20 protein-coding genes are annotated in these 21,948 nt (G+C 66.3%); 14 read left to right on the top strand and 6 right to left on the bottom strand.

Translation table 11 applies throughout. From position 1 onward, the window contains the following. Positions 1–175: 175 nt before the first annotated feature. Positions 176–1,492 (bottom strand): ABC transporter substrate-binding protein, encoded by a 1,317-nt coding sequence (locus Mrose_RS13930; protein WP_119279243.1) that lies wholly within the window; start codon positions 1,490–1,492, stop codon positions 176–178. Between the two features lie 295 nt (positions 1,493–1,787). On the opposite strand from Mrose_RS13930, the gene Mrose_RS13925 reads away from it, so the two are divergent. Next, positions 1,788–2,936, top strand: coding sequence for a hypothetical protein (locus Mrose_RS13925; RefSeq protein ID WP_147371668.1), 1,149 nt, complete (start codon positions 1,788–1,790; stop codon positions 2,934–2,936). Here Mrose_RS13925 and Mrose_RS13920 read toward each other — a convergent pair. The 5 genes from Mrose_RS13920 to era form a co-directional block, all read right to left on the bottom strand. After that, positions 2,917–3,537 (bottom strand): hypothetical protein, encoded by a 621-nt coding sequence (locus Mrose_RS13920; protein WP_245969933.1) that lies wholly within the window; start codon positions 3,535–3,537, stop codon positions 2,917–2,919. The genes Mrose_RS13925 and Mrose_RS13920 overlap by 20 nt on opposite strands. A 207-nt stretch (positions 3,538–3,744) precedes the next feature. After that, positions 3,745–4,626: an acyltransferase gene (locus Mrose_RS13915; protein WP_119279238.1), complete on the bottom strand. Its 882-nt coding sequence runs from the start codon at positions 4,624–4,626 to the stop codon at positions 3,745–3,747. 245 nt (positions 4,627–4,871) lie between these two features. Beyond that, positions 4,872–5,510: a PIG-L deacetylase family protein gene (locus Mrose_RS13910; RefSeq protein ID WP_119279237.1), complete on the bottom strand. Its 639-nt coding sequence runs from the start codon at positions 5,508–5,510 to the stop codon at positions 4,872–4,874. A gap of 4 nt (positions 5,511–5,514) precedes the next feature. After that, complete coding sequence (locus tag Mrose_RS13905; RefSeq protein WP_119279235.1) at positions 5,515–6,324, bottom strand: glucose-1-phosphate cytidylyltransferase; 810 nt, start codon at positions 6,322–6,324, stop codon at positions 5,515–5,517. Positions 6,325–6,407: 83 nt separating this feature from the next. After that, positions 6,408–7,304 carry a GTPase Era gene (gene era / locus Mrose_RS13900; protein ID WP_119279233.1) on the bottom strand — a complete coding sequence of 299 codons (897 nt, stop codon included), beginning with the start codon at positions 7,302–7,304 and terminating at the stop codon, positions 6,408–6,410. A gap of 325 nt (positions 7,305–7,629) precedes the next feature. On the opposite strand from era, the gene dprA reads away from it, so the two are divergent. From dprA to Mrose_RS18915, 13 genes are all read left to right on the top strand, one after another. Then, the gene (dprA, locus tag Mrose_RS13895; RefSeq protein ID WP_119279232.1) at positions 7,630–8,649 is read left to right on the top strand and encodes a DNA-processing protein DprA; all 1,020 of its coding nucleotides are present in this window, start codon (positions 7,630–7,632) and stop codon (positions 8,647–8,649) included. Positions 8,650–8,728: 79 nt separating this feature from the next. Then, the gene (locus Mrose_RS13890) at positions 8,729–11,326 is read left to right on the top strand and encodes a bifunctional diguanylate cyclase/phosphodiesterase (RefSeq protein ID WP_119279230.1); all 2,598 of its coding nucleotides are present in this window, start codon (positions 8,729–8,731) and stop codon (positions 11,324–11,326) included. A 100-nt stretch (positions 11,327–11,426) separates the two neighbouring features. Next, a complete protein-coding gene (gene ispH, locus Mrose_RS13885) occupies positions 11,427–12,455 on the top strand; it encodes a 4-hydroxy-3-methylbut-2-enyl diphosphate reductase (protein ID WP_119279228.1) in 1,029 nt (342 codons plus the stop codon). Positions 12,456–12,814: 359 nt separating this feature from the next. After that, positions 12,815–13,909, top strand: coding sequence for a GGDEF domain-containing protein (locus Mrose_RS13880; RefSeq protein WP_182482825.1), 1,095 nt, complete (start codon positions 12,815–12,817; stop codon positions 13,907–13,909). A gap of 31 nt (positions 13,910–13,940) precedes the next feature. Beyond that, a complete protein-coding gene (gene dusA, locus Mrose_RS13875; RefSeq protein ID WP_182482824.1) occupies positions 13,941–14,972 on the top strand; it encodes a tRNA dihydrouridine(20/20a) synthase DusA in 1,032 nt (343 codons plus the stop codon). A 142-nt stretch (positions 14,973–15,114) separates the two neighbouring features. Further along, positions 15,115–16,308: a DUF5666 domain-containing protein gene (locus tag Mrose_RS13870; RefSeq protein WP_119279224.1), complete on the top strand. Its 1,194-nt coding sequence runs from the start codon at positions 15,115–15,117 to the stop codon at positions 16,306–16,308. Positions 16,309–16,348: 40 nt separating this feature from the next. Continuing rightward, complete coding sequence (locus tag Mrose_RS13865; protein ID WP_119279222.1) at positions 16,349–17,005, top strand: response regulator transcription factor; 657 nt, start codon at positions 16,349–16,351, stop codon at positions 17,003–17,005. Between the two features lies 1 nt (position 17,006). Continuing rightward, the gene (locus Mrose_RS13860; protein ID WP_119279220.1) at positions 17,007–18,281 is read left to right on the top strand and encodes a sensor histidine kinase; all 1,275 of its coding nucleotides are present in this window, start codon (positions 17,007–17,009) and stop codon (positions 18,279–18,281) included. Further along, the gene (locus tag Mrose_RS13855; RefSeq protein WP_119279218.1) at positions 18,268–18,903 is read left to right on the top strand and encodes a hypothetical protein; all 636 of its coding nucleotides are present in this window, start codon (positions 18,268–18,270) and stop codon (positions 18,901–18,903) included. Before Mrose_RS13860 ends, Mrose_RS13855 begins: the two co-directional genes overlap by 14 nt. Before the next feature lie 137 nt (positions 18,904–19,040). Beyond that, positions 19,041–19,604 (top strand): LemA family protein, encoded by a 564-nt coding sequence (locus Mrose_RS13850; RefSeq protein WP_119279216.1) that lies wholly within the window; start codon positions 19,041–19,043, stop codon positions 19,602–19,604. Positions 19,605–19,723: 119 nt separating this feature from the next. Beyond that, positions 19,724–20,665, top strand: coding sequence for a DUF3137 domain-containing protein (locus Mrose_RS13845; protein WP_182482823.1), 942 nt, complete (start codon positions 19,724–19,726; stop codon positions 20,663–20,665). 11 nt (positions 20,666–20,676) lie between these two features. Beyond that, positions 20,677–21,636, top strand: a complete 960-nt coding sequence (locus tag Mrose_RS13840) for a DUF3137 domain-containing protein (RefSeq protein ID WP_119279212.1) — start codon at positions 20,677–20,679, stop codon at positions 21,634–21,636. Between the two features lie 34 nt (positions 21,637–21,670). Beyond that, a complete protein-coding gene (locus tag Mrose_RS18915) occupies positions 21,671–21,838 on the top strand; it encodes a hypothetical protein (RefSeq protein ID WP_182482822.1) in 168 nt (55 codons plus the stop codon). Positions 21,839–21,948: the final 110 nt, after the last annotated feature.

The raw sequence follows: 21,948 nt of genomic DNA, 5'->3' as shown, positions 1-21,948 counted from the left end.
GCACAAGCGCCTGGCTGCCGAGCAGTTTCTCACCCAGCTTGCGGCTGACCCAACCAGGGTCAAGCAGCTTTGCTTCTGGCCTTGGATTCAAGAGGCTTTATGTGTCACCTCGTCGTAGAATTGGTATTACCCCTCACAGCCAACCATGCTGTGAGGGGTATTCGTGGGAACTGCTCTAGGCTCGAGGGATCTCGCCCGCGCGGCGGATAGAGACGGTGTGCATGGTCCCTCCAGCGTAGCGCCAGATCTCCACCGGGGTGACCACGTCCCCATTCTGGTCAAAGTCAACCTCGCCCGCCGCACCGGAATAGTTGATCACCTGACGGTTCTTCAAGAGCTCGAAGGCTCTGCGGAACTCGCCCACACCCACCACCTGGCCGGGCGGACCGGCCACCAGGCGCAGCCGGTCGCGCAGCACCGTGCCGGTGATCCGGGCCCGATCGGTGATGCCCAAGGAGATGGCGTGGACGATAGCCAGGCCCACCACCGCTACCGCGTCATAGGTGGCATCCATGAAGGGCAAGGGCGGACGCTCGCCATGGGCCGCCTGGTAGGCTTCGGCAAAGCGCCGGAATCCGCCCCACTCAGGATCGGAGCCTGGGGCTGTGCCAAGTTTTCCCTCCAGAACCTGGGGGCCTATGGCCTTGATTATATCTTCCGACTTGGTGCCATCGACGAACTGGAAGCTGGTGTAGCGGAAGATCTCGATAGCCTCCTTGAGGTAGACCGTGGCCTGGCCGGGGTAACTGATGCACAGCAGCACCTCCGGGCGGCCTGCCAGGGCCCGCTCGAGCTCGGCACGGTAGGTGGGCTTGGGCTCTTCGGGATGGGGCACTTGGGCCAGGACCTTTCCCCCCCTGCGCTCGAAGGCGCGGGCAAAGACCTCGGAGAGCCCCTGGCCGTAGGGGTTGTTCACATAGATGGTTGAGACGGTGTTGAAGCGGTATCCAGGAACGAGCTCGCCCCGGGTCAACTGGGCGGCCACCACCCCCTGCAATGCATCCGAGGCGGTGGTACGAAAGAGGTAGTCATTGTCGGGCAGGGCGCTGATGAGCGGCGAGGTGCTGGCCGGCGAGATCTGCAGGACTCGAGCGGGCACCGTCACCGACTCGGCCACCGGCACCGTCACCCCGCTGGCCAGCGAGCCGATGATGGCTGGAACCCGATCGACCTCGACCAGCTTGCGGGCGCGGTCGATGCCCACTGAGGCGGTGGTGCCGGAATCCTCATGGATGAGCTCCAGGATTGGACCCCCAAAGACCGCCTGGGCGGCCTCGTTGATCTGGCGGGCGCATAGATCGGCCGAGCGGCGAAAAGGAGGGCCAAACTCGGCCAAGGCCCCTGTGTAGTCGAAGAGGGTACCTACGCGTACTACCGGGGGCCGGGTCTGGGCCCGCACGAAGGAAAATCCGATCAACCCTCCAACCAACCCCTTGAGCAGGGCCCGCCGGCCGATTCTCCTCGCCTCCGAGCGAGTCGGCTTCTTGTCCATACGAACCTCCTTTGAGGTCACACTTCACCGGCAGGGGCTGGGCGGCTTCGAACCCCTTCCGTGACGTGCTTAATACCAGGACTCTAAGTTCTATACCGAAGCGCAACCATAATACCACAAGGCTCCACCCCCATACCCAGATCTGCCTCTGGCTCGAGGATTCAGGGGGCAGAGTAAGCGAGGGATGAGGGTGAGTGCTCAGATGGGGGAAAAGCGCCATATCCGGTTGGCCTTAAGCCTTCTTAATCCGGCCTGGGCCAGCCTCCAGGCGTCTGGGCCTTAGATTGGACTGGCCATGCGTCCACTGCCCCGGCTACTTGGGATGGCCTTACTTTTCGGGCTCGGCGCAGCCCAACCGGTGCTGCTCACGGGTAATCCGGTCCCTTCGGCCTTCGTGGAGCAGGCTCTGCGCCGCGCCCTGGGCTGGAGTGGCCTCGAGGCCCCCTCCCTCCCCGCCCAGCCCCCCCTGGACTACGGCCAGCAGCGCGTGTTGAACCTGGGTTCGGCCCAGGTCGCGCTCGAGCACGCCCCTTACCCGCCCCACCGCACCACCCAACTGCTGCTCTCCAACGACCCCGAGGCCGTCACCGCCAGCCGGGGGCTGTTCCACTACCGCTTCGCAGCGGGAGAAGGGGTGCGGTTGGTCTATCACCACAAGAACGGCAGCGCGGGGCCGCTGGACTTCGAGTTGCGCCTGAGCAACCCTACCCCCGAGCGGGTACAGGTGTGGGTCAGCGACGCCGCCGGAGGCCCGGTGGCCGACGAGGTCTACGCCGGGCACGTCGCCACGAAGCGCTGGCTCGAGCTGTACTGGAACCAGGTGGGGCAACTCATCGAACTCCCGCCCTACAGCACCCGCTTGCTCCTGAAGCTTCCCAGTCGCGGCCAGCAGGTGGTGAGCGGCCTGCTCGAGGCCGTGGTCACCCAGGGCCCGGCGGCCACCCTCAACCTCATCGCCCGCATCCCCGGCGAGGGCGACCCCCCGCTGGAGACCTACGCCCAGGGGCCGGTCTATCGCTTCGCTTCACTGGAGAAGCACGTCAGCCAGACCCACGTCGCGGGCAAAAGCACCCTGATGAGCCTGGGCGAGGGGGCCTTCCAGAACGGCGCTGGCAAGGCCATCAAGGGCAGTTGGGGCGTGCTGTACACCTACGAGTTGCGGCTGCAAAATCCCTCGGACACCCCGCGCACGGTGGGCCTGCGGCTCAGCGCAGCTGGAGGCATCGCGCGGGGGGTGGTGTGGCTCGAGGGGCAGGGCTACGAACTCCCCCTGCTGCGCCCCGGCCAGCCCTACGAGCTCACCCGCGTCATGCTGAACGCGCGCAGCGAGCGCCACATCCGCCTGTCCACCCTGCCCGCCGCCGGCTCGAACTACCCCCTGCGGCTGCTGCTCTACGACCCCCTCGCCACCACCGACCCCGGCCCTACAGGCCAAACCAGGTGAAGGCGTAGAAATCGCGCAGCTCTTTGGCATAAGGCTGCACCAGCTTGCGGTTGGCGGGGCTGGAAGGCGGGGCTTCGAGCGCAGTCTGGGGGTTGAAGTCGCCCGAAGCGATCTGAGACAGGAGCTTCTGGGGATCGAGCCTGGGAAGGCCCAGCTCGAGCGCGCCGTAGACCTGGCTTCGCACCCAGCGGTACTCCTCGAGTGTGAAGCCCTGGGCGTTGAGGCCTTCCACCTGGATCCTCTTGGCATCAAGGATCAGCGCTCCGGAGTCGCGGAAAAGGTCCAAAGCGGCGCGATAGTCGAGCTGCTGCTGAGAGCTGAAGCGGTCGGATAGCTGGCGCAGGCGGGCCTCGATGGCCGCATACCTCGAGCCCAGCCCTTCCTTGACGGCGCGCTGCACCCGCAGCAAGCGCTGCACCTGACTCGGGCTGAGTTGCCCGCTGGCCGGGGGTCGATAGGGCTCCTGCCGCTGCACCTTGCTCTCGAGCTGAACCAGCTGGCGAAAATCCTGTACCAGGGCGCGGGCCGGTTGGATCACGAAGGTGTTGGCCAGCCAGCCCAGCACCCCCAGCAAGATCACGAGCCCGACCAGGAAGAACAAACATCCACGGCGCATTCTTCTATGGTGCCATAGGAGGTGGGGGGGGTCGGTAGCCGGACGCCGGGCGCGGGTCGTACGTCCTACGTCGTACGCAAGATGCTTCGGCCCTCGACGCCAACCGGGAGGGCCGGGGAGGGGTTGACCACGAACCACAAGCCTATCGCTGAGCGCTGAAAGCTGACGGCTGACCGCTCCCGCTGGCGGTTCTCACGCCTCCCGCGTCCCGAAGCCCGGCTTGAGGAAGTCGGGGTAGTCGGGGTTGGGCTTGCGGTCGGGGAGGCGGTCGTGGCACTGCGAGGGGTGGGGCTCGCCCCGACGGCAGTAGGGGCAGTCGTGGCGCACCTTGTAGCGCACCGGCTTGGCCGGGATGCCCAGCGCGATGGCGTGGGGCGGGATGTCCTTCGTCACCACGGCGCTGGTGCCGATGAGCGCGTCGTCACCGATGCAGACGCCGGCCAGCACGGTGGCGTGGTAGGTGATGCGCACCCCCGAGCCGATGAGGGTCTGCTTGAGGGTCACGTCGGGCGAGGCCAGCACGTGGTGGGTGTGGCTGTAGAGGTTGACGTAGTCGGAGATGGAGGAGCGGTCGCCGATCACCAGCCCGCCGATGTCGTCGAGAAAGGCGTAGCGGTGCACCACCACGTCGTCGCCGAGCTCGAGGTTGTAGCCCACGCTGAACTCCACGTTCTGGAAGAACTTGGGGTTGCGCCCCACGCGCTTGAAGATGAAGGGGGCCAGCATGCGCCTTATGGCCACGCCCGAGTGCACCGACTGCCCCAGCGGCGTGAGGTCGAGGGTCTTCCACAGCCACAGCAGGGGCTTGACCCGGTCGAACTTCTCGGAATCGGTGGCGATGTAGTGCTCGGCCTCGAAGGTGATGTTGCGGGCATCGAGGGCGAAGGCCGCCATGGGTGCGATCTCGGCCAGCTCGGCGTAAGGCCGCGCGTGCAGGATGCGCGCGAGTTCGTCGCGCACCAGGGCGTAGCGGTCGGTGGAGGGGTCGGAGAGCTTCTCGGCCAGCTCGCCCAGCCAGCGCTGGAGCATTCGGTCGGAAGCTTCGGGGATGGGCTTGGGCAAAAGCCAGGGCATAAACGTACCTAAGCTAGGGGCTCGAGTTAGAAAACGGTGTGAGTAAGCTTACGCCGGGCAGGCAGCGGTAAGCAGTCAGCCGTCAGCCATCAGCTCGTGGCCCGTGGTGAAACCCCTCCCGAGTGCGAGGAGGGTTTACCCCCCCCCAGCCCCCCTTGCTAAGGGGGGGTAACAAGGCGTTTGGCGTACGACGTAGGACGTACGACCCGCGCCCGGCCATCGGCTATCGGCGCACAACGCACAACCTAAATCACCACCTTGCGCGCATAGAACGCCTCGGCGTAGCGCGTGGCCGACTCCATTCCCCGCAGGCGGGGCAGGGCGCGGAAGGTCTCGGGGTCGAACCAGTGCTTCGAGCGCTGGGTGCCAAAGGCTTGCATGAGGTAGTCGATCTTGCGCTCGAGGACTTCAGGCTCGAGCCGCACGTAGAGGTTGGGCTGGCCCAAGTCGCCGTCGTACTTGGGGATCTCGTACTCGAGGACGGTCTGCGAGCGCCAGGTGTTCCAGGCCAGATCGCTCAGCACGCGGTGGTCCTGGTGGCGGTCGGCGCGGGCGTGGGTGAAGACGAGGTGCGGCTCGAAACCTTTGAGGGCCTCGAACTGCTCCTTGATGGCCTCGAGCTGCGCCGGGAAAAAGCCGTCGCGAAAGCCGTGGATGACGACTTCGGCCCTGGCCACGCCCTGCAGGAAAAGTGCCGCACCCCGGCGAGCTTCCTCGGCCCGGGCCTCGTTGCCACTGAAGACTACCCACTTCACCTCAAGACGAGGGTACTCGCGCGCCAGCCGCAGCACCGTGCCGCCGCAGCCGATCTCGATGTCGTCGCTGTGAGCACCCACGAACAGCACACGGAAGGGCTGGCCTGGATCGGGAGAGAGAGTGAACATAGGTTCAGGGGCGGGTCACGGGAACCCCGGCGGGCCGGGAGCCCTGCTTCCAGAGTTCCCAAGGAGCGTTGCCGCGCGAGTACATGTCGTTGAGCACCTGCATCTCCTTGTAGGTATCCATGCAGGCCCAGAAGCCGTGGTGCTTGTGGGTGACAAGCTGGCCAATCTGGATCAGGCGGTGGAAGGGTTCGTTGACGAGTTCCTCGCCGGGGCCGATGTAGTCGAAGATTTCCTTGCGGAAGACGAAGTACCCGGCGTTCTGCCAGTTGTCGGACTCCGCCGAGGAGCGGATGTCGCGCACCGTGCCGTCCTCGTCGGCGCTGACGTAGTGAAAGGTCACGTTGGGGCGCACGCTGACGAAATTGGCGATCTTGCCGCTCGCGAGGGCTCGCTCCACGTAGGCTCGGAGGTCGATGTCCAACAGGCCGTCGGAGTAATTGGCGAGGAAGACCTCTTCGCCCTCGAGGTAAGGCCGCACCGCCAGCAGGCGCTGGGCGATGTTGGATTGCAAGCCGGTATCGGCGAAGGTGATCTTCCAGTCGTGGATGTCGCTGGTGATGAGGTCTACCTGCTTGCCTCCGGTCATCACGAAGTCGTTGGTGAGGGTCTCCTGGTAGTTGAGGAAGTACTCCTTGATGAGGTCGGCGCGGTGCCCCAGGCAGAGGATGAAGTCCTTGTAGCCGAAGTGGGCGTAGAACTTCATGACGTGCCAGAGGATGGGGCGATAGCCGATGGGCACCATGGGCTTGGGAATGCTCTCCGAATAGTCGCGCATCCGCAGGCCGAGGCCGCCGCAAAACAGCACTACTTTCATTCCGATACGCCTCCGCGATCTATTTTGCCCTCAGCTATGCCCGAGCTAAGGGTCATTATGACCTGTAAGGAGTTACGGTGGCGTTACTCGTAACCCAGCTCGCGCAGGGCCTCGGGGTCCTTGCGCCAGTTGGGGTAGACCTTGACCTCGAGCTCCAAATACACCGGGCGGGCCAGAAACACCGAGAGCTGCTTGCGGGCCGCCGTGCCGATCTCGCGCAGCATACGGCCATCTTTCCCGATGAGGATGGGCTTGTGGGCCTCGCGCTCGACGTAGAGGACGGTGCGGATGTAGACCATGCCGTTGGGGCGCTCGGTGAACTCCTCGGTTTTGGTAGCGATGGAGTAGGGGATCTCCTCCCGCAGGCGCTTCATGGCCTCCTCACGCACGATCTCGGCGGACCACTCCTGCGGGCTCTGATCGGAGCGGGAAAAGTCGGGCGGGTAGAAGAAGGGCCCCTCGGGCAGCATCGCTAGAATCTCGGCCCTCAGCTCGGCCACGGCCCCCTCATGGGTGGCGCTGAGCATGCGTCTTTCCACGCCGGGCAGCAGCTCGGCGTAAGCTTCCATGGCCGCCTCGGGGCGCTTGGCGGCGTCGAGCTTGTTACCCACCAGCAGCACTGGAATTCCCTGGGGGCGGGCCTTGAGCGCACGTGCTACCAGCTCGTCCTCGTGGGTGGGAGGATGGCGCAGGTCCACGACCCACAACACCAGATTGACCTCGGCCAGCGCCTCGACGATCTGGCGGATCATGTATTCGGAGAGCGCGTCGGCGGCCTCGTGCCAGCCAGGGGTGTCCACGAAGACAATCTGGCGATCGCCTTCAGTGTGGATTCCCCGCACCCGCTTGCGGGTGGTCTGGGGCTTTGGGGTGATGGGGGCTACCTTCACGCCCAGCAAAGCATTGAGCAAGGTGGACTTGCCCACGTTGGGCTTGCCCACGATAGCCACGAAGCCGGAATACGTCGTACCTTCGGTCACGGCATTAAGTTACCCCAGGCGGGGGGATGGCTGATAGCTGGACGCCGAACGCCGATGGCCCCTAGCCGATCGCTGGACGCTGGCGTGGGTCGTACGTCCTACGTCGTACGCGAGACGCAAGACGCCCCTTCTTCACCCCCCTTAACAAGGGGGGCTGGGGGGGATAAACCCTCCCCGCGTGCGGGGAGGGTTGGGAAGGGGTTTTCACCGCACGCTACAGACCACGAACGTTTGACGTTTGGCTTTTGGCTATCGACCATTGACCATCCGCCATCGACTATCGACGCCTCCACGGTTATATTGAACCTCAGCTTGTAACCAGTCTATGGACCCACTCGCTCTCGCGCTCACTCCCCAGGTCGGCCCAAGACGCCTGATGCAGGCGCTACAGAGCCAAAGCCTCAGTCCTGAAGCCGTCGAGGAGACCCTGGGACCGCAGATCGGTGCGGAGTACCGCAAGGTGCTGCGCCAGGGGCGGGCCGAGCGGGAGCGGGAGCAAGCGGAGAAGCTAGGCATCCGGCTGGTTGGGCTGTGGGAGGCGGGGTACCCCGAGGTCCTGCGGCAGCTCGAGAGCCCGCCCAGCGTGCTGTACCTGCGCGGAGAGATTCCCCCCTTCGAGCGCAGTATCGGGGTGGTGGGCACCCGGCGGGCCAGCGCGTGGGCCAGCGACTGGGCTCGCAAGGTGGCCCTCGAGCTGGCCCAGGCCGGAGTCAGCGTGATCTCGGGGCTGGCGCGGGGCATCGATACCGCAGCCCACCAGGGCAACCTCGAGGGCGGAGCCAACACCCTGGGGGTGCTGGGCAGCGCCCTCGACCAGATCTATCCGCCCGAGAATCGCCCCCTCGCCCAAAAGATGAGCCTGCTGTCGGAGTTTCCCCTGGGCACCCCGCCCCAGGCCCCGCTCTTCCCCCGGCGCAACCGCCTCATCGCCGCGCTGGCCCGCAGCGTGCTGGTGGTGGAAGCGGGCGTCAAGAGCGGCAGCTTGATCACGGCGAAGTTCGCCCTCGAGCTCGGGCGCGACGTGCTGGCGGTGCCGGGCCGCCCCGGCGACCCCTTCTCGCAGGGGTGCAACCGGCTGATTCAGGATGGAGCCGGGCTGGTGCTCGGCGCCGAGGACGTGCTGGGCAACCTGGGGCTCAGGGTGCGCCCCAGACCGGCGGTCGAGCTGGAAGGGCCCGAGGCCGCACTGCACCGGGCACTGCTCGAGCTGGGTCAGGCCCTGCCCGACGACCTGGCCCAAGCGCTGGGGCTCTCCCCCGCCGAAGTGCTTTCCCACCTGACGCTGCTCGAGCTCAAGGGCCTGGCGCTAGCGCTGCCCGGAGGCCGCTATGGGCCGGGAGCCTAACCCTCGCCCCAGACACGTTTTCCCCCTGTGGTAAAAAGCCACAGGGCCCTGGTCTGTGTGTGAATACAATGCACTGGCAATGCCGCCTTGCCCTGCGCGACGTGACCAGATTCCCATTGCCGCCGCTGAAGTGGTCGGCCTGCTGAGTGCCCTCGAGCCTCATAGCCGGATTCCCCAGGCCCTCGCCCGCCTGGGGCAGGCGCTGGGGGCCGGGCAGGTGGCGCTGTTCGAACGCGCAGCGCAGGGGGAGGGCTTCGAAGCGGGCTGCGTCTGGTCGGAGCCTGGCCTCGAGCCCCCACCCCCCCGCCTGGAGTCGGACCATCCCTGGCTCGAGCCCCTGGCCCAGGGGCAAATCCTGCTGCCGCAAGCGCCTGCTTGGGTGCTGGGCATCCCGGTCATGCTCGAGGGGCGGCTGTGGGCTTTTCTGGCCCTGGCGTTCGGGCAGCAAGAAGCCAGCTGGAGCGAGGAGGAGGCCACGCCCTTGCGGCTGGTGGCTAGCCTCGTGGCCGAGGCGACCCGACGCCAACGCCTCGAGCAGGCCCTGCAGCAGAGCGAGGCGCGCCACGGCGAGCTGACCCTGCTCTCCTCGGTGCTCAGGGCCCTGGCCACCAACCTCGAGCCCCAGCCGGTCTTCCGCCAGGTGGTCGAGGCGGTGTCGGAGTCGCTGGGCGGGGCCCTGACTTCCCTGTACCTGCTCGAGGGGCGGGAGCTGGTGTTGCGGCATCAGGTGGGCTATCACCAGTGGTTCGAGCGGATGCCGCTGGAGATGGGGGTCATCGGGCGCGCCGCCCGCAGCGGGGAAGCCCAGCTCGTCCGCGATCCCTCCGCCGACCCCGACTTCCTGGACCCCATTGGCGGCGTGGTGTCGGCCATGGCCATCCCCGTGCGCATCGCAGGTGAGGTGGGAGGCGTGCTGGCCGTGGAAAGCCTCAGCGAAGTCTTCAGCCACGCCGACCTCGAGCGCCTGCAAAACGTCGCCGCCCCGCTGGGCCTGGTGCTCGAGCGCGCCCGCCTCTTCCAGTCGCTGCGCGAGAGCGAAACGCGCTACCGCAGCCTCTTCGAAGGCATGCCCATCGGGCTTTACCGCACCAGCCTGGACGGGTACTTCCTCGACGGCAACCCTGCCCTGGTGCAGATGCTGGGTTTCGAGAACCTGGAGGAGCTGCGCCAGCACAACGCCGGGAGCTTTTACTCCGCCCCGCAGACACGTCCGGCCCAGCTCGAGCGGTATCTGCGCGGGGGCGTTCAGATCACCGAAACCCAGCTGGTGCGGCGAGACGGGCGACGCCTGTGGGTGCAGGAGGTGACACAGCTCATTCGCGACGAGGAGGGAAAGCCCCTCTACTTCGAGGGCAGCCTGCAGGACATCAGCGAGCGCAAGGCTTACCAGGCCCAGGTCGAGCGGCTGGCCTACTACGACCCCCTCACCGCGTTGCCCAACCGTTTTCTCCTGCAGGAGCGGGCCGAGCAGGCCCTGGCCCGGGCCCGGCGCAATCAGCAAAGCGTCATCCTGGCCTACCTCGACCTCGACCGCTTCAAGGAGATCAACGACACCCTGGGGCACAAGGTGGGCGACGAATTGTTGCGCCTGGTGGCCGACCGCATCCGCAACCTCAGCCGCGAAGCCGATACCCAGGCCCGCCTAGGCGGCGACGAGTTCGCTCTCCTGCTGTGCGACACCGACGAGCACGGAGCCATGCAGGTGGTGAGGCGGTTGCTCGAGGCCCTCAAGCAGCCCTTCGTGGTGGGGGGTGAAACCGTGCACGTGAGGGCCAGCATCGGGCTGGCAGCCTACCCGCGCGACGGGGAAAACCTCGACGCCCTCACCCGCGCCGCCGACGTCGCCATGTACCAGGCCAAAGCCGAGGGGGGCGGGTTTCGCTTCTACAACCCGGCCCAAAACCGCTACACCCGCCAGCGCCTGTCCACCCTCCAGGGCCTGCGCCGGGCATTGGGTCAGGGCGAGTTGCTGCTGCACTATCAGCCGGTGCTCGACCTCAAAACCCAGACCCTGCGGCGGATGGAGGCGCTGGTGCGCTGGCAGGACCCCGAGCGGGGGATGGTCCCGCCCAACGAGTTCGTGCCCCTGGCCGAGGAGAGTGGGATCATCCAGGAGCTCGACCTCTTCGTACTCGAGCAGGCCCTGCGCGAAGCCCACACTCACGGCCTGGAGTTCTCGCTCAACCTCTCGGCGCGCAACTTCCACGACCCCCACTTCGTCGAGCTGGCCGCTCGCCTCTTGCAGCAGTACCCGCTGGGCCGCGGGCGGCTGTGGCTGGAGATCACCGAGACCGCGCTGATGCTCGAGCGGGAAAAAGCCATCTACAACTTGCAAGCCCTGCGCAACCTGGGTACTCGCATCGCCCTGGATGACTTCGGCATGGGCTACTCCTCGCTGGCTTACCTCAAACACCTGCCCGTGGACCTGCTCAAGCTGGACAAGCAGTTCGTCGCCGGGATCGGCAACCCCCGCGACGAGGCCATCCTGCACAGCATGATCTCGCTGGGGCACAGCCTGGGGCTCGAGGTGCTGGCCGAGGGGGTGGAAAGCCCATCGCAGCTCGCCTGGCTGCGGGCCGCCGGGTGCGACCTGGCCCAGGGCTACTACATCGGCATGCCCAGCCCCTCCGGCGGCGGGGGCTTCGCCTTCACGACGCCCCTGGCCCCTGAGCCCTGATGCCCACACCGCCCCCCTTTAGTAGGGTGGAAAGCCCTGTCCGCTTGTCGGTCGCCGAGAAGCCTTGGACTTAAGTCCGAGAAGTCGTCACAATAGGAGCGTGATCGAGAAGGTCTATCTCGCCAAGCCCCGTGGCTTCTGCGCCGGAGTGGTCATGGCCATCGAGGCCGTGGAGAAGGCCGCCCGCGAGTTGCAGGAGCAGGGTGAGCTGGTGGTCTACCACGCCATCGTCCACAACGACGTGGTGGTGCGGCGGCTCGAGCAAGAGCACAACGTGCACTTCGTGGAAGACCTGGCCGAGATCGAGAGCCTGCGCGAAGAGCGGGCCAGGGCCGGGGCTAAGCTCGCCGACACGGTGGTCTTCAGCGCCCACGGCATCCCCCCCTGGCTGCGCACCGACGCGGCGAAGCAGGGTCTGCACCAAATCGACGCGACCTGCCCGCTGGTGACCAAGGTGCACTCCGAGGCCAGGAAGTACGCCAGGGAAGGCTACTGGATATTGCTCATCGGCGATTCCAGCGAGCACCAGGAGATCAAGGGCACCCGGGGCGAGGCACCGGACAACACCATCCTGGTGGCCGTTCACACCCACGTAGGCCGCGACCCCAAGCTCGCCGACCCCCACACCGTCGAAGTCCCCGACCCCGAGCGGGTGGTGGTGCTCACCCAGACCACCCTCTCCGTAGACGACACCCTCGCCACCATCGAAATCCTCAAGTCGCGCTTCCCCAAGCTGGTCGTGCCCTCGCGCGACGACCTGTGCTACGCCACCAAGAACCGGCAGGACGCGGTCAAGCAGATCGCGCCCCACGTGGACTTGTTCCTGGTGCTCACCAGCCTCAAGAGCTCCAATGGGATGCGCCTGCTGGAGCTGGCCCGAAGTCTCAGCCCTCGAGCCGAACGCATCAACACCGCCCAGGAGATCAGGCCGGAGTGGCTCGAGGGCGCGCGCAGCGTGGGCATCACCTCGGCAGCCTCCACCCCCGACGACCTGGTGCAGGAGGTGGTGGCCTACTTCAAGGCCCGCAACCCCGCCCTCGAGGTCATCGAGGAGGGCGAATGGGAGAACATCGAGTTCCGCGCACCCCGCCGCCTGTCGCCTGGCGAGGTGCTGGGTACGGGCCGCTGAAGGCTCTCCCACCTCCGCCGCCGGTCCAGGGGTCTTATACCGGATTCAAAAAGATAATCATCCAATCCAAAGATTCCCAAAGGCTATCTTTTTGAATCCTAGAGCACTCCCTTCGGTCGGGTTGATTCGTCACCATTCGGTGATGAATCAACCGAATCTGGTATTACCTCCCGCGTCTTGCGCTTAGCGTTCAACCGACCATTCGGCTATTGAGCTTTTTAAGCGTGCCTTCCGCTCGATTTTCCCTCATCTGGGGGCCCCGCGGGAAGCGTTTGTTGGCGCGCTTGGTCCAAGACGCGAAGCTTCCCGCGGGGTACTTAGTAACGCGGCTGTAACGTTCGATGTGCACAATCAGAGCTATGCCCCCTGGGCCAGGGTTGCCTCAAGAAGACCGGGCGCTCGAGACCCTGAAGAACCGGGTCTACCGGCTGGGCCTGCCGGTGGTGCTGCTGGCGGCTCTGATCGGCACCTTCGTCAATACCCCTACCCCTGAGCTGGGGGCGCTGGACCGGCTCAACCTGCCCTTCGCCACGGCCTGGCTGTTCGCCTGCTACGGGGCGCTGCTGTGGCAGCGGCGGGTGACCCCTGCCTTTGAATACGCGGTGCTGGGCGGAGCGACCCTTTTTTCCCTGATCAACACCCACCTCAACTTCAGCGCCCTGGCGCTGTGGGGTCACGGCATATGGCTACCCGCCTTATGGATAGGCGTGCTGTACCTGTGGACCTATCTGGTCGGCAGCTACCGCCACGCCCTCAAGCTCTCCATCGTCATCCTGAGCCTGCACGTGTTCACGGGCCTGTTCACCCTGCTGCCGCTGTGGTTGGGGGGGTGGCGACCCACTTTGCCCCAGATCGATGCCCTGACGCAGTTCTACCTCTCCCAGTTGGCCTACTTGCTGCTCTTTCGCCTGGTGATCGGCTTTGGTGAGCAAGTCACCCGCCTGCGCCTGCAGGCTGAGACCTATTACCGCCTGGCCCACACCGACTCCCTCACCGGGGTGCCCAACCGCCGCTACCTGCTCAGCGAGATCGGTCACGAACTCGAGCGCAGCCAGCGCTATGGCCGCCCCATGGCCCTCATCCTCATCGACCTCGACCGCTTCAAGCAGGTCAACGACCGTCACGGCCACGAGATGGGCGACCGGGTTCTGCAGCAGGTGGCCCAGCGCATCCAGCGTGGCATCCGCCACTCCGACCGCATGGGTCGCTGGGGCGGGGAGGAATTCCTGGTGCTCTTGTCGGAAGCGGGCCTCGAGGAGGCCACCCAACTGGCCGAGCGGCTGCGCGAGGAGCTGGGGCAGCCCTTGATGGAGGGACTCGAGCCCCTGAGCGCCAGCCTGGGGGTAGCCGTAGCCCAGCCAGGCGACACCCCCGACCGCCTGGTGAACCGCGCCGACCAGGCCATGTACGCAGCCAAGCGGGCCGGGGGCAATCTGGTCGAGTCAGTAGGATAAGGGCTATTCTGGTGGGGTTGGAGTGCCGCTGATGCGCCTCGAGCCCAACCCCCACCTGCTTTCGGTCGCCCCCATGATGGACTGGACCGACCGGCATTTTCGCTACCTGGTGCGCCAGATCAGCCGTGGCACACTGCTTTACACCGAGATGGTCATCGACAAGGCCATCCTGCACGGCAACCGACCCCGTCTTCTGGACTTCGACCCCAGCGAGCATCCCGTGGCGCTGCAGTTGGGGGGCTGCGATCCCCTCACCCTCGCGCAGGCTGCCCGCGTCGGGGAGGAGTGGGGCTATGACGAGATCAACCTCAACCTGGGCTGCCCCTCCGAGCGGGTGCAGGGCGGGGGTTTCGGCGCTTGCTTGATGAAGGAGCCCGATCTGGTGGCCGAATGCCTGGCCGCCATGCGCGAGGCCGTGAAGGTGAGGGTGACCGCCAAGCACCGCCTGGGCGTGGACGAACTCGAGGACTACGGCTACCTCACGCGCTGGGTCGAGAAGCTGGAGGCGGTGGGGGTCGAGGTGTTCATCGTTCACGCTCGCAAAGCCTGGCTCAAGGGCCTCTCCCCCAAGGAAAACCGCCAAATCCCCCAGCTGCGCTACGAGTGGGTCTACCGGCTCAAGCAGGACTTCCCCCACCTGCGCTTCGTGCTCAACGGGGGGGTGCGCACCCTCGAGGAGGCAGAGCGCCACCTGGCCCACGTGGACGGGGTGATGCTGGGTCGGGCCGTCTACGAGGACCCCTTCGTGCTCGAGCAGGCCGACCGCAGGCTCTTCGGCCTGGAGCACCGGCCCTCGAGGCTGGCGGTGGCCCAGGCCATGATCCACTACGCCGAGGCCCAGGTGGCCCAGGGCACCCCCCTGTGGCCGGTGGTCCGCCACATGCTCAACCTCTTCAAAAACCAGCGCGGGGGCAAGCTGTGGCGGCGCATCCTCTCCCAGCAGGCCACCCGCCAGGGGGCCACGCCCGAGGTGCTGTGGGAAGCGCTCGAGGTGGTCCGCGCCCACGAGCTCGAGCAACCGAGCACCCAGGCAGCCCTCGCGCCCGGTTTGCGCTCTTCGTAGGGCATCGGCGGTTCGTCGTTCGCTTTCGCTTGTGGAATTCGGGCAGGGCGAGGCGGGGATTCGAATAACTGCGCCGGGCTGATTAAGCCCCTGTTAATTCGGTGTTTACCTCGGAGGTCTAGCCTCGTCTTTGGAGGTTGCCATGGGCAAATCCTGGTGGATCGTGGGGTTGGGGCTGTTGCTGGTGGCCTGCAGCAACCAGGGCGCTCAAACCCCCAGCACGAGCCTGGCGGGAGTGGTCCGCAAGAGCGGCGACATCGTCACGCTGGGCGGCAGGGTGCTCGACCTGAGCCAGGCCAGCATCACCGAAGACGGGCAGGGCATCCCGGCCTCGAGGGTCCGGGATGGCAGCGAGATCGTCGCTCAGGGCAGCGAGCAGGGTGGCCGCATCGCGGTGCGCTCCCTCGAGCTGCGCTACCGGGCCAAGGGCGTGGCCGACGAGGTCAACACATCCGAGAGCTTCGTGACGGTGGTGGGGCTCAAGGCCCTGGTCACCGCCGAGACCCGCATCGTGCAGGAGAACCCCGACGGCAGCGAAACCCCGCTGACCCTGGCCGATCTACAGGCGGGCGACTTCCTCAAGGTCGCGGGGCTGGCTCAGGCCGACGACTCCATCGTGGCCAGCCGGATCGAGCGCGAGGCAGAGGACGACCCCAACCGGGTCGAACTGCGGGTGAGGGTGCGCGAGCTCGATACCGCCGCCCAAACCTTCACCTACGGCCTGCGCACCTACGTCGTGGACTACTCCGGCGCCGAGCTGAAGGGCACCCTGAGCGAGGGGGTCTTCGTGCGGGTCAAGGGCACCAAGTCGGGCAACACCGTCCTCGCCAGCAAGGTTCGCGCCGAGGATGAAAAGCCTGGGGGCACCCGCATCGAGCTCGAGGGCATCGTCTCCGACCTCGACACCGTGGCCCAGACCTTCAAGATCGAGAGCCTGACCGTCGATTACAGCCAGGCCGAAGTGCGGGGCAACCTGGTCAACGGGGCTCGGGTCCACGTCAGGGGCACCCTCGAGGGCAGCCTCGTGCGGGCCAGCCGGGTCAAGGTGCAGCAGGAGGAGGGCAAGGGCGAGGCCGAACTCGAGGGGCTCATCAGCGACTTCGATCCCGCCAGCCGCACCTTCGTAGTGGGCGGGATCACGGTGCACGTGAACGACCTGACCCGCTACGAGGACGACAGCGGCGACGATATCCGCAGCAGCGGCGGTGAGGGCGACGAAGACCAGATAAGCGCCGAGGAGTTCTGGGGCACCAACCGCGACGGGCAGCAGGTCGAGGTCGAGGGCCTCGCCACCGGCAGTTCCAGCCTCCTGGCCCGCGAGATCGAACTCGAGTAAACCGCCAGAGTGCCGGGACTGGATTAAACTGAAAATCGCCATGCGCATCCTGCTGGTCGAAGACGAAGAGGGGCTGGCTCAGCCCCTCCTCGCCCTGTTGCGGCGGGAGCGCTACGCGACGAGCTGGGTCGCCAGCGTGGAGGGGGCCTATTCCGCCCTGAGCCAGGCCGAGCCCGACCTGCTGATCCTCGACGTGATGCTCCCCGAGGGCGAGGACGCGGGGTTCGAGCTGGCCCAGAGCCTGCGTCAGGGCGGCTACCAGGGCAGCATCCTCTTCCTCACCGCCCGCGACACCATCGAGGACCGGGTGCAGGGGCTCGACCTGGGCGGCGACGATTACCTGGTCAAACCCTTCTCGCTCACCGAGCTGCTGGCGCGGGTGCGGGCCCTGCTACGCCGCAACGCCCACAGCAAGCAGGCTTACATCGCCCGAGGGCCGCTGCGGGTGGATCAGAGTGGTCGGCGGGTCTTCTGGCAGGAGCAACTGCGCGAGCTCTCGGAAAAGGAATTCGCCCTGCTCGAGCTGCTGGCGCTGCACCCCGAGAAGACCTTCGCCGTCGAGGAGTTGCTCGAGCGCTTCTTCCCCGAGGCCGACTCAGGGCACCGCATCCTGCGGGTCTATGTCCACCGCTTGCGGGAGAAGCTGGCTCCCGAAGCCATCCTGACCGTTCCGGGAGGCTACCGTCTGGGGGTCTAGGATGGGATTGCGCAGCCGACTGGTGCTCAGCCTCACCGCCTTAGCCCTGCTGGCGGTGCTGCTAGAGGGCTTGCTGGGCTACTGGCAGTTCCAGCAGGCCATTCGGCGCGACCTCGAGCGCGACCTCGAGCGCTTCGCCCGCACGGTGGCCGAGGCGGTGAGGCTGGAGCCGAGTCCCAAGCTCGAGGTCGCCCGCATCGCCGACCTGCCCGAGTTCAGCCAAGGTCGCCTGCGCCTGCGCCGGGAGGGGGAGGCCGCGATCCTCGAAACCGGGGGCCCCTTCCCCGAGAACGACCCCGCCTGGCTGCGCTATGCCCTCCCGCTCTCGCAGGGCTTCGTGCTCGAGGCCGCCCTCGACGTGCGCGAGCGGCAAAACGCCTTCTCGGCTTACACCCAGACCCTCCTGATCTCGGTGCCGGTCGCGCTGGTGGTGGCGTTGGGGCTGGCCGCGCTGCTGCTGGGCTACCTGATGCGTCCCCTGCGCCAGCTCAACCGAGCCACCCACGAGCTGGCCCAGCAGCGCTTCCCCGAAGCCATCCCGGTGCCCCCCGGCAACGACGAGCTGGCCGAGCTGGCCCAGAGCTTCAACCGCATGACCCAGGCGGTGCGGGGTTTCCTCGAGCGCGAGCAGAGCTTCACCCGCTACGCCTCGCACGAGCTGCGCACCCCGCTGGCCACCCTGCGGGCTCAGATCGAGAGCCTCGAGCAGGGCCTGAGCGACCCTCAGCAGGCCATGCCCTACCTCAAGGCCAGCCTCAGCCGCATGGAGGGTACCCTCAGCGGGTTGCTCATCCTCTCCCGCAGCCCCGAGCCCGATCCCACCCCGCTACGCCTGGAGCCGCTGGTCCGCTCCTGCGTCGCCGCCCTGCCCCAAGCCCAACAAGCGCGCCTGAAGCTGTACCTCGAGGGCGACGTGTGGAGCTATGGTCCCGCCGAGCCGCTGCGCCAGGCCATTCAAAACCTGCTGGACAACGCCTGCAAGTTCAGCGAGGGAGAGGTCGAGGTTCGGCTGGAGGGGGGCGGCGGGCTGGCGCGGCTGGTGGTGCGCGACCGGGGACCCGGCGTACCCGAGGAGGCCCTGGCCGAGCTGGGCAAGCCCTTCTACCGGCTCGATCGGCGCAAGCAGGGCCTGGGCTTGGGGTTGGCCCTGGTACAGCACGTGGCCCGCGCGCTTTCGGGGGGGGTGGAGTTCCGTAACCTCAAGCCAGGGCTCGAGGCCACCCTGACCCTGCCCGCCGCTTCCCCCCAAAGCGAGGTGAACCATGTCCCGGCGTGAGTTGCTGCGGCTGCTGGCACTCCTGGGCCTGAGCCTGGGCTCGCCGGGCTTGGCCGAGGGGAAGGGTAGCGATAGGGGCAAGGATAAGGGCAAGGACAAAGACAAGGACGACAAGTCCCCTGGACGTCCCGACAACCGCGACAACCGGCGCAACTACTACGCCCGGGTGACCCTCAACGATGGGGCACAGGTCTACTGCGGCGGCACCAGGGTAGTAGGCGATTCCCCCTGGCTCAAGCTGGTTGCACCGGGGATGTGGCTCGAGGCGGAGGGCTCCTGGAAGGACAAGGATTTCGTGGCGGCTCAGGTCAAGATCGTCTCGCCCAAAGTCTGGGCCTACTATCAGGGTCCGGCGGCACCCCTGGGCCTGGGGCAGGCCCAGCGGCTGGAGGTCTGGTTGCAGGAAGGCGAGTCGCGGGTGTTGTTCCAGCGCAGCCTCAACGCCCCGCCAAACCCGGTACGGGTGGTGGCCCACTACGACGGCAACCGCTTCTTGGCTTTGCCACCCAACCTGATCGCACCGCAGAACCTCAGGGCTGGCTGGTACGAGCTGAGCGGCAGCTGGAACGGGCAAAGCCTCACCTGGAACAGCTTCAAGCCCTTCCCCGACAACGAGGGGTAGTGCAAAGCAGAAGGTAAGCTGAAGCAAAACGCCGCTCGGTCGCAGTTTTGGGCGTTTGGCGCGCTTTGGCTACCGACTATCAGCCCTCATGTACATAAACAACACGGCCCCCAAGGCAGGGATGCTAGGGTAGAAGCATGACCGGATTGCTGATCGTGCTGGGGCTGGGGCTACTGCTGGTCCTGGTCTACGTTGCGCTCTACAACGGGCTGATCGCCCGCAAGAACCAGGTTGAAAACGCCTTTGGCTCGATCGAAGCCATGCTCAAGAAGCGCTACGATCTCATCCCCAACCTCGTCGCCGCCGTCAGGCAGTACATGATCCACGAGGCCGGCCTGCTCGAGCGTGTCGTGGCGCTGCGCTCGCAGGCCATGGAAGCCACCAGCCCACAGGCCCGCTTCAAAGCCGAGGGCGAGCTCAGCGCTGCTCTGCGCGGCCTGATGGTGCAGCTCGAGAACTACCCCGACCTCAAGGCCAGCCAGAACGTGCTGCAACTGCAGGCCGCCCTCAACGAGGCCGAGGAGCAGATCTCAGCCGCCCGGCGCTTTTACAACTCCGCCGTCACCGACTACAACAACGCCATCGAGATGTTCCCCTCCAACCTCATCGCCCAGAGCATGCGCTTAGAGCGCAAGCCGGTGTTCACCATCCCCGAAGGAGAACGCCTCGCCCCCAACGTAGGCCAACTCTTTGGCAATTGACTACCTCCTCCCTCCGGTTGAACTCTCGCGAGCGCGCCTGTCATGGTCCGTCCAGCCGCCTACGTTCCCCTTCTGACCCAGGCCACCTCCGCCCTACCCAGGTCGTGCCGGAGGAGAGCGTGAGCTCGAGCTTCAGCGAGCTCTACCGCCAGCTCGAGCCGGTGCTGGGGGAGCTGGAACGCGAACGCCGCCAGGTCCTCTCCTGTCTGTCGCTGGCCGTCCTGCTCACCCTGCTGGCCGCCGGGTTGCTGATCGCTCTGGTGCCCAGCGTGCAGGAGCCCCACCTGCTGGGCCTCGTGGCCTTTGCCGGGATTACTCTCGTGAGCATCGTCCACAGCCTGCTGACCCAGCGCTACCGCCAGCGTTTCAAGAATGAGGTGGTGCGGCGGCTGATCCAGCACCTCAGCTCCAACCTCGACTACCAGCCTGAGCGGGGCGTGGGCTACGGCAGTTACCGCTCGAGCCAGCTCTTCCCCCGCGAACCCGACCGCTACAGGGAAGAAGACCTCATCACCGGGCGCATCGGCCAGACCCGCCTCAAAGTCAGCGAGGTCCACAGCGAGTACAAGAGCGAGTCCACCGACTCCAAAGGCCGCCGCACCACCCACTGGCACACCATCTTCCGGGGGCTGTTCTTCGTGCTCGACTTCCCCAAGCCCTTTCACGGCGCGACGTTGGTGCTGCCCGACTCCGGCGACGGGACCTTCCTCGACCTCTTCGAGCGCTTCAGCAGCCGCGGCCAACTGGTCAAGCTCGAAGACCCCGAGTTCGAGCGTTACTTCGTGACCTACACCTCCGACCAGGTCGAAGCCCGCTACCTGCTCTCCACCAGCCTGATGCAGCGCGTGGTCAACTTCCGCAAGGCCTTCAAGCGCCCGCTCTACATGGCCTTCAGCGGCGGAAACTTCTACCTCGCCCTCTCCACGCCCAAGAACTTCTTCGAACCCCAGATCTTCCGCCCCATCCGCATGGAAGACCTCGCCGACTACCTCACCGACCTGCGCTTCGTGCTCTCCATCGTGGATGAGCTCAACCTCAACACGCGCATCTGGAGTGTCTAGAGCAGCTCGAGATGGACTTCACTCGCCTCTACTACCAGGTCTTGCTCCCGGTCCAGGGCCTGCTGGAGCGGGAGCGCCGCCATAGCTTGCTGCTGGTAGGACTGCTGGCGCTGTTTACGGTGCCGCTGCTGGCGCTGGGCCTCGCGGTGGTGTTGGCAGGAGCATTCCCGATCGGACTGCTGCTCTCGGGCCTAGCAGTGGGGGCATGGCTCACCGCCTATCCCGCGCTGCAGTACAACTACCGCCGCCACTTCAAGCAGAAGCTCATCCAGCCCATCCTGGCCGAGGTCGCGCCCACGCTGGTCTACCAAAGCCTGGGCACGCTCAACGAGCTCGAGCTGTGGGCCAGCGGGCTGCTCGAGCGTGCCAGCGAGGTCGAGGGTAGCGACCTGGTGCGCGGCCACATCGAGGGAGTGGAGTGCAAGTTTGCCTACGTGGAGGCTTTCGCCGTCGAGGAAAACCGCGAGAAAAATCCCTCCCTCAAGCGGCGCTCCCGCCTCTTCCGGGGCCTGCTGTTCGTGGCCGATTTTCCCAAACCCTTCAGCGGCCAGGTCCTGATTACACCCGACCACCTCGAGCCAACACTGGGCCCGTTAGCCCACAGCCTGCAAAGCCTTGATCGCTCGAAAGGCCAGCTGGTCAAGCTCGAAGACCCCGACTTCGAAGACCTCTTCGCCGTCTACACCGCGCCCGGCTCCGACCAGCAGGTCAAGGCCCGCTACCTGCTCTCCACCAGCTTCATGCGCCGCCTGGCCCAGTTCCGCCGCCAACTTGGCCGGCCCCTGCTGGCCTCGCTCAATTACGGCAAGCTCTACCTGGCCATCCCCACGCCCACCAACCCCCTCGATCCTCCCCTGCTGCGCAACCCGGTGGAGATCGGCAAGGTGCGCGAGTACGTGGAAGCGCTCGAGCTGATGCTGGGCTTGGTGGAAGAGCTGCGGCTCAACGTGCGCATCTGGTCCCCGGATTGAGCCCGGCTTCCTCCGGACCGCTCGGCCTGTGCCTATGGCTTTAACAAAATCACTCCACCTCGAGCTTGACCGCCCCTTCGGCGACAAGGTAGTCGGTTACTCCAGCAGCACCTGGGAGAAGGGGGAGGGCTCCTTCGACCTGATCGGCAGGATCACCCCCGGCGGGGTGCTCAACCTGGTGGCTTATACCAACCTTAGATAGATAGTCATCCATTGGGGATCCACCTGAACCCCGCCACCCCCCGGATGACCTCGGGGTGCTCCTGGAGATAGACACAGCGCTCTACCAGACGCTCTTGCAAAGCCTCCAAG

Source organism: Calidithermus roseus (assembly GCF_003574095.1).
Classification (GTDB): Bacteria; Deinococcota; Deinococci; order Deinococcales; family Thermaceae; genus Calidithermus; species Calidithermus roseus.
This window is presented reverse-complemented; position numbering and strand designations above follow the sequence as displayed.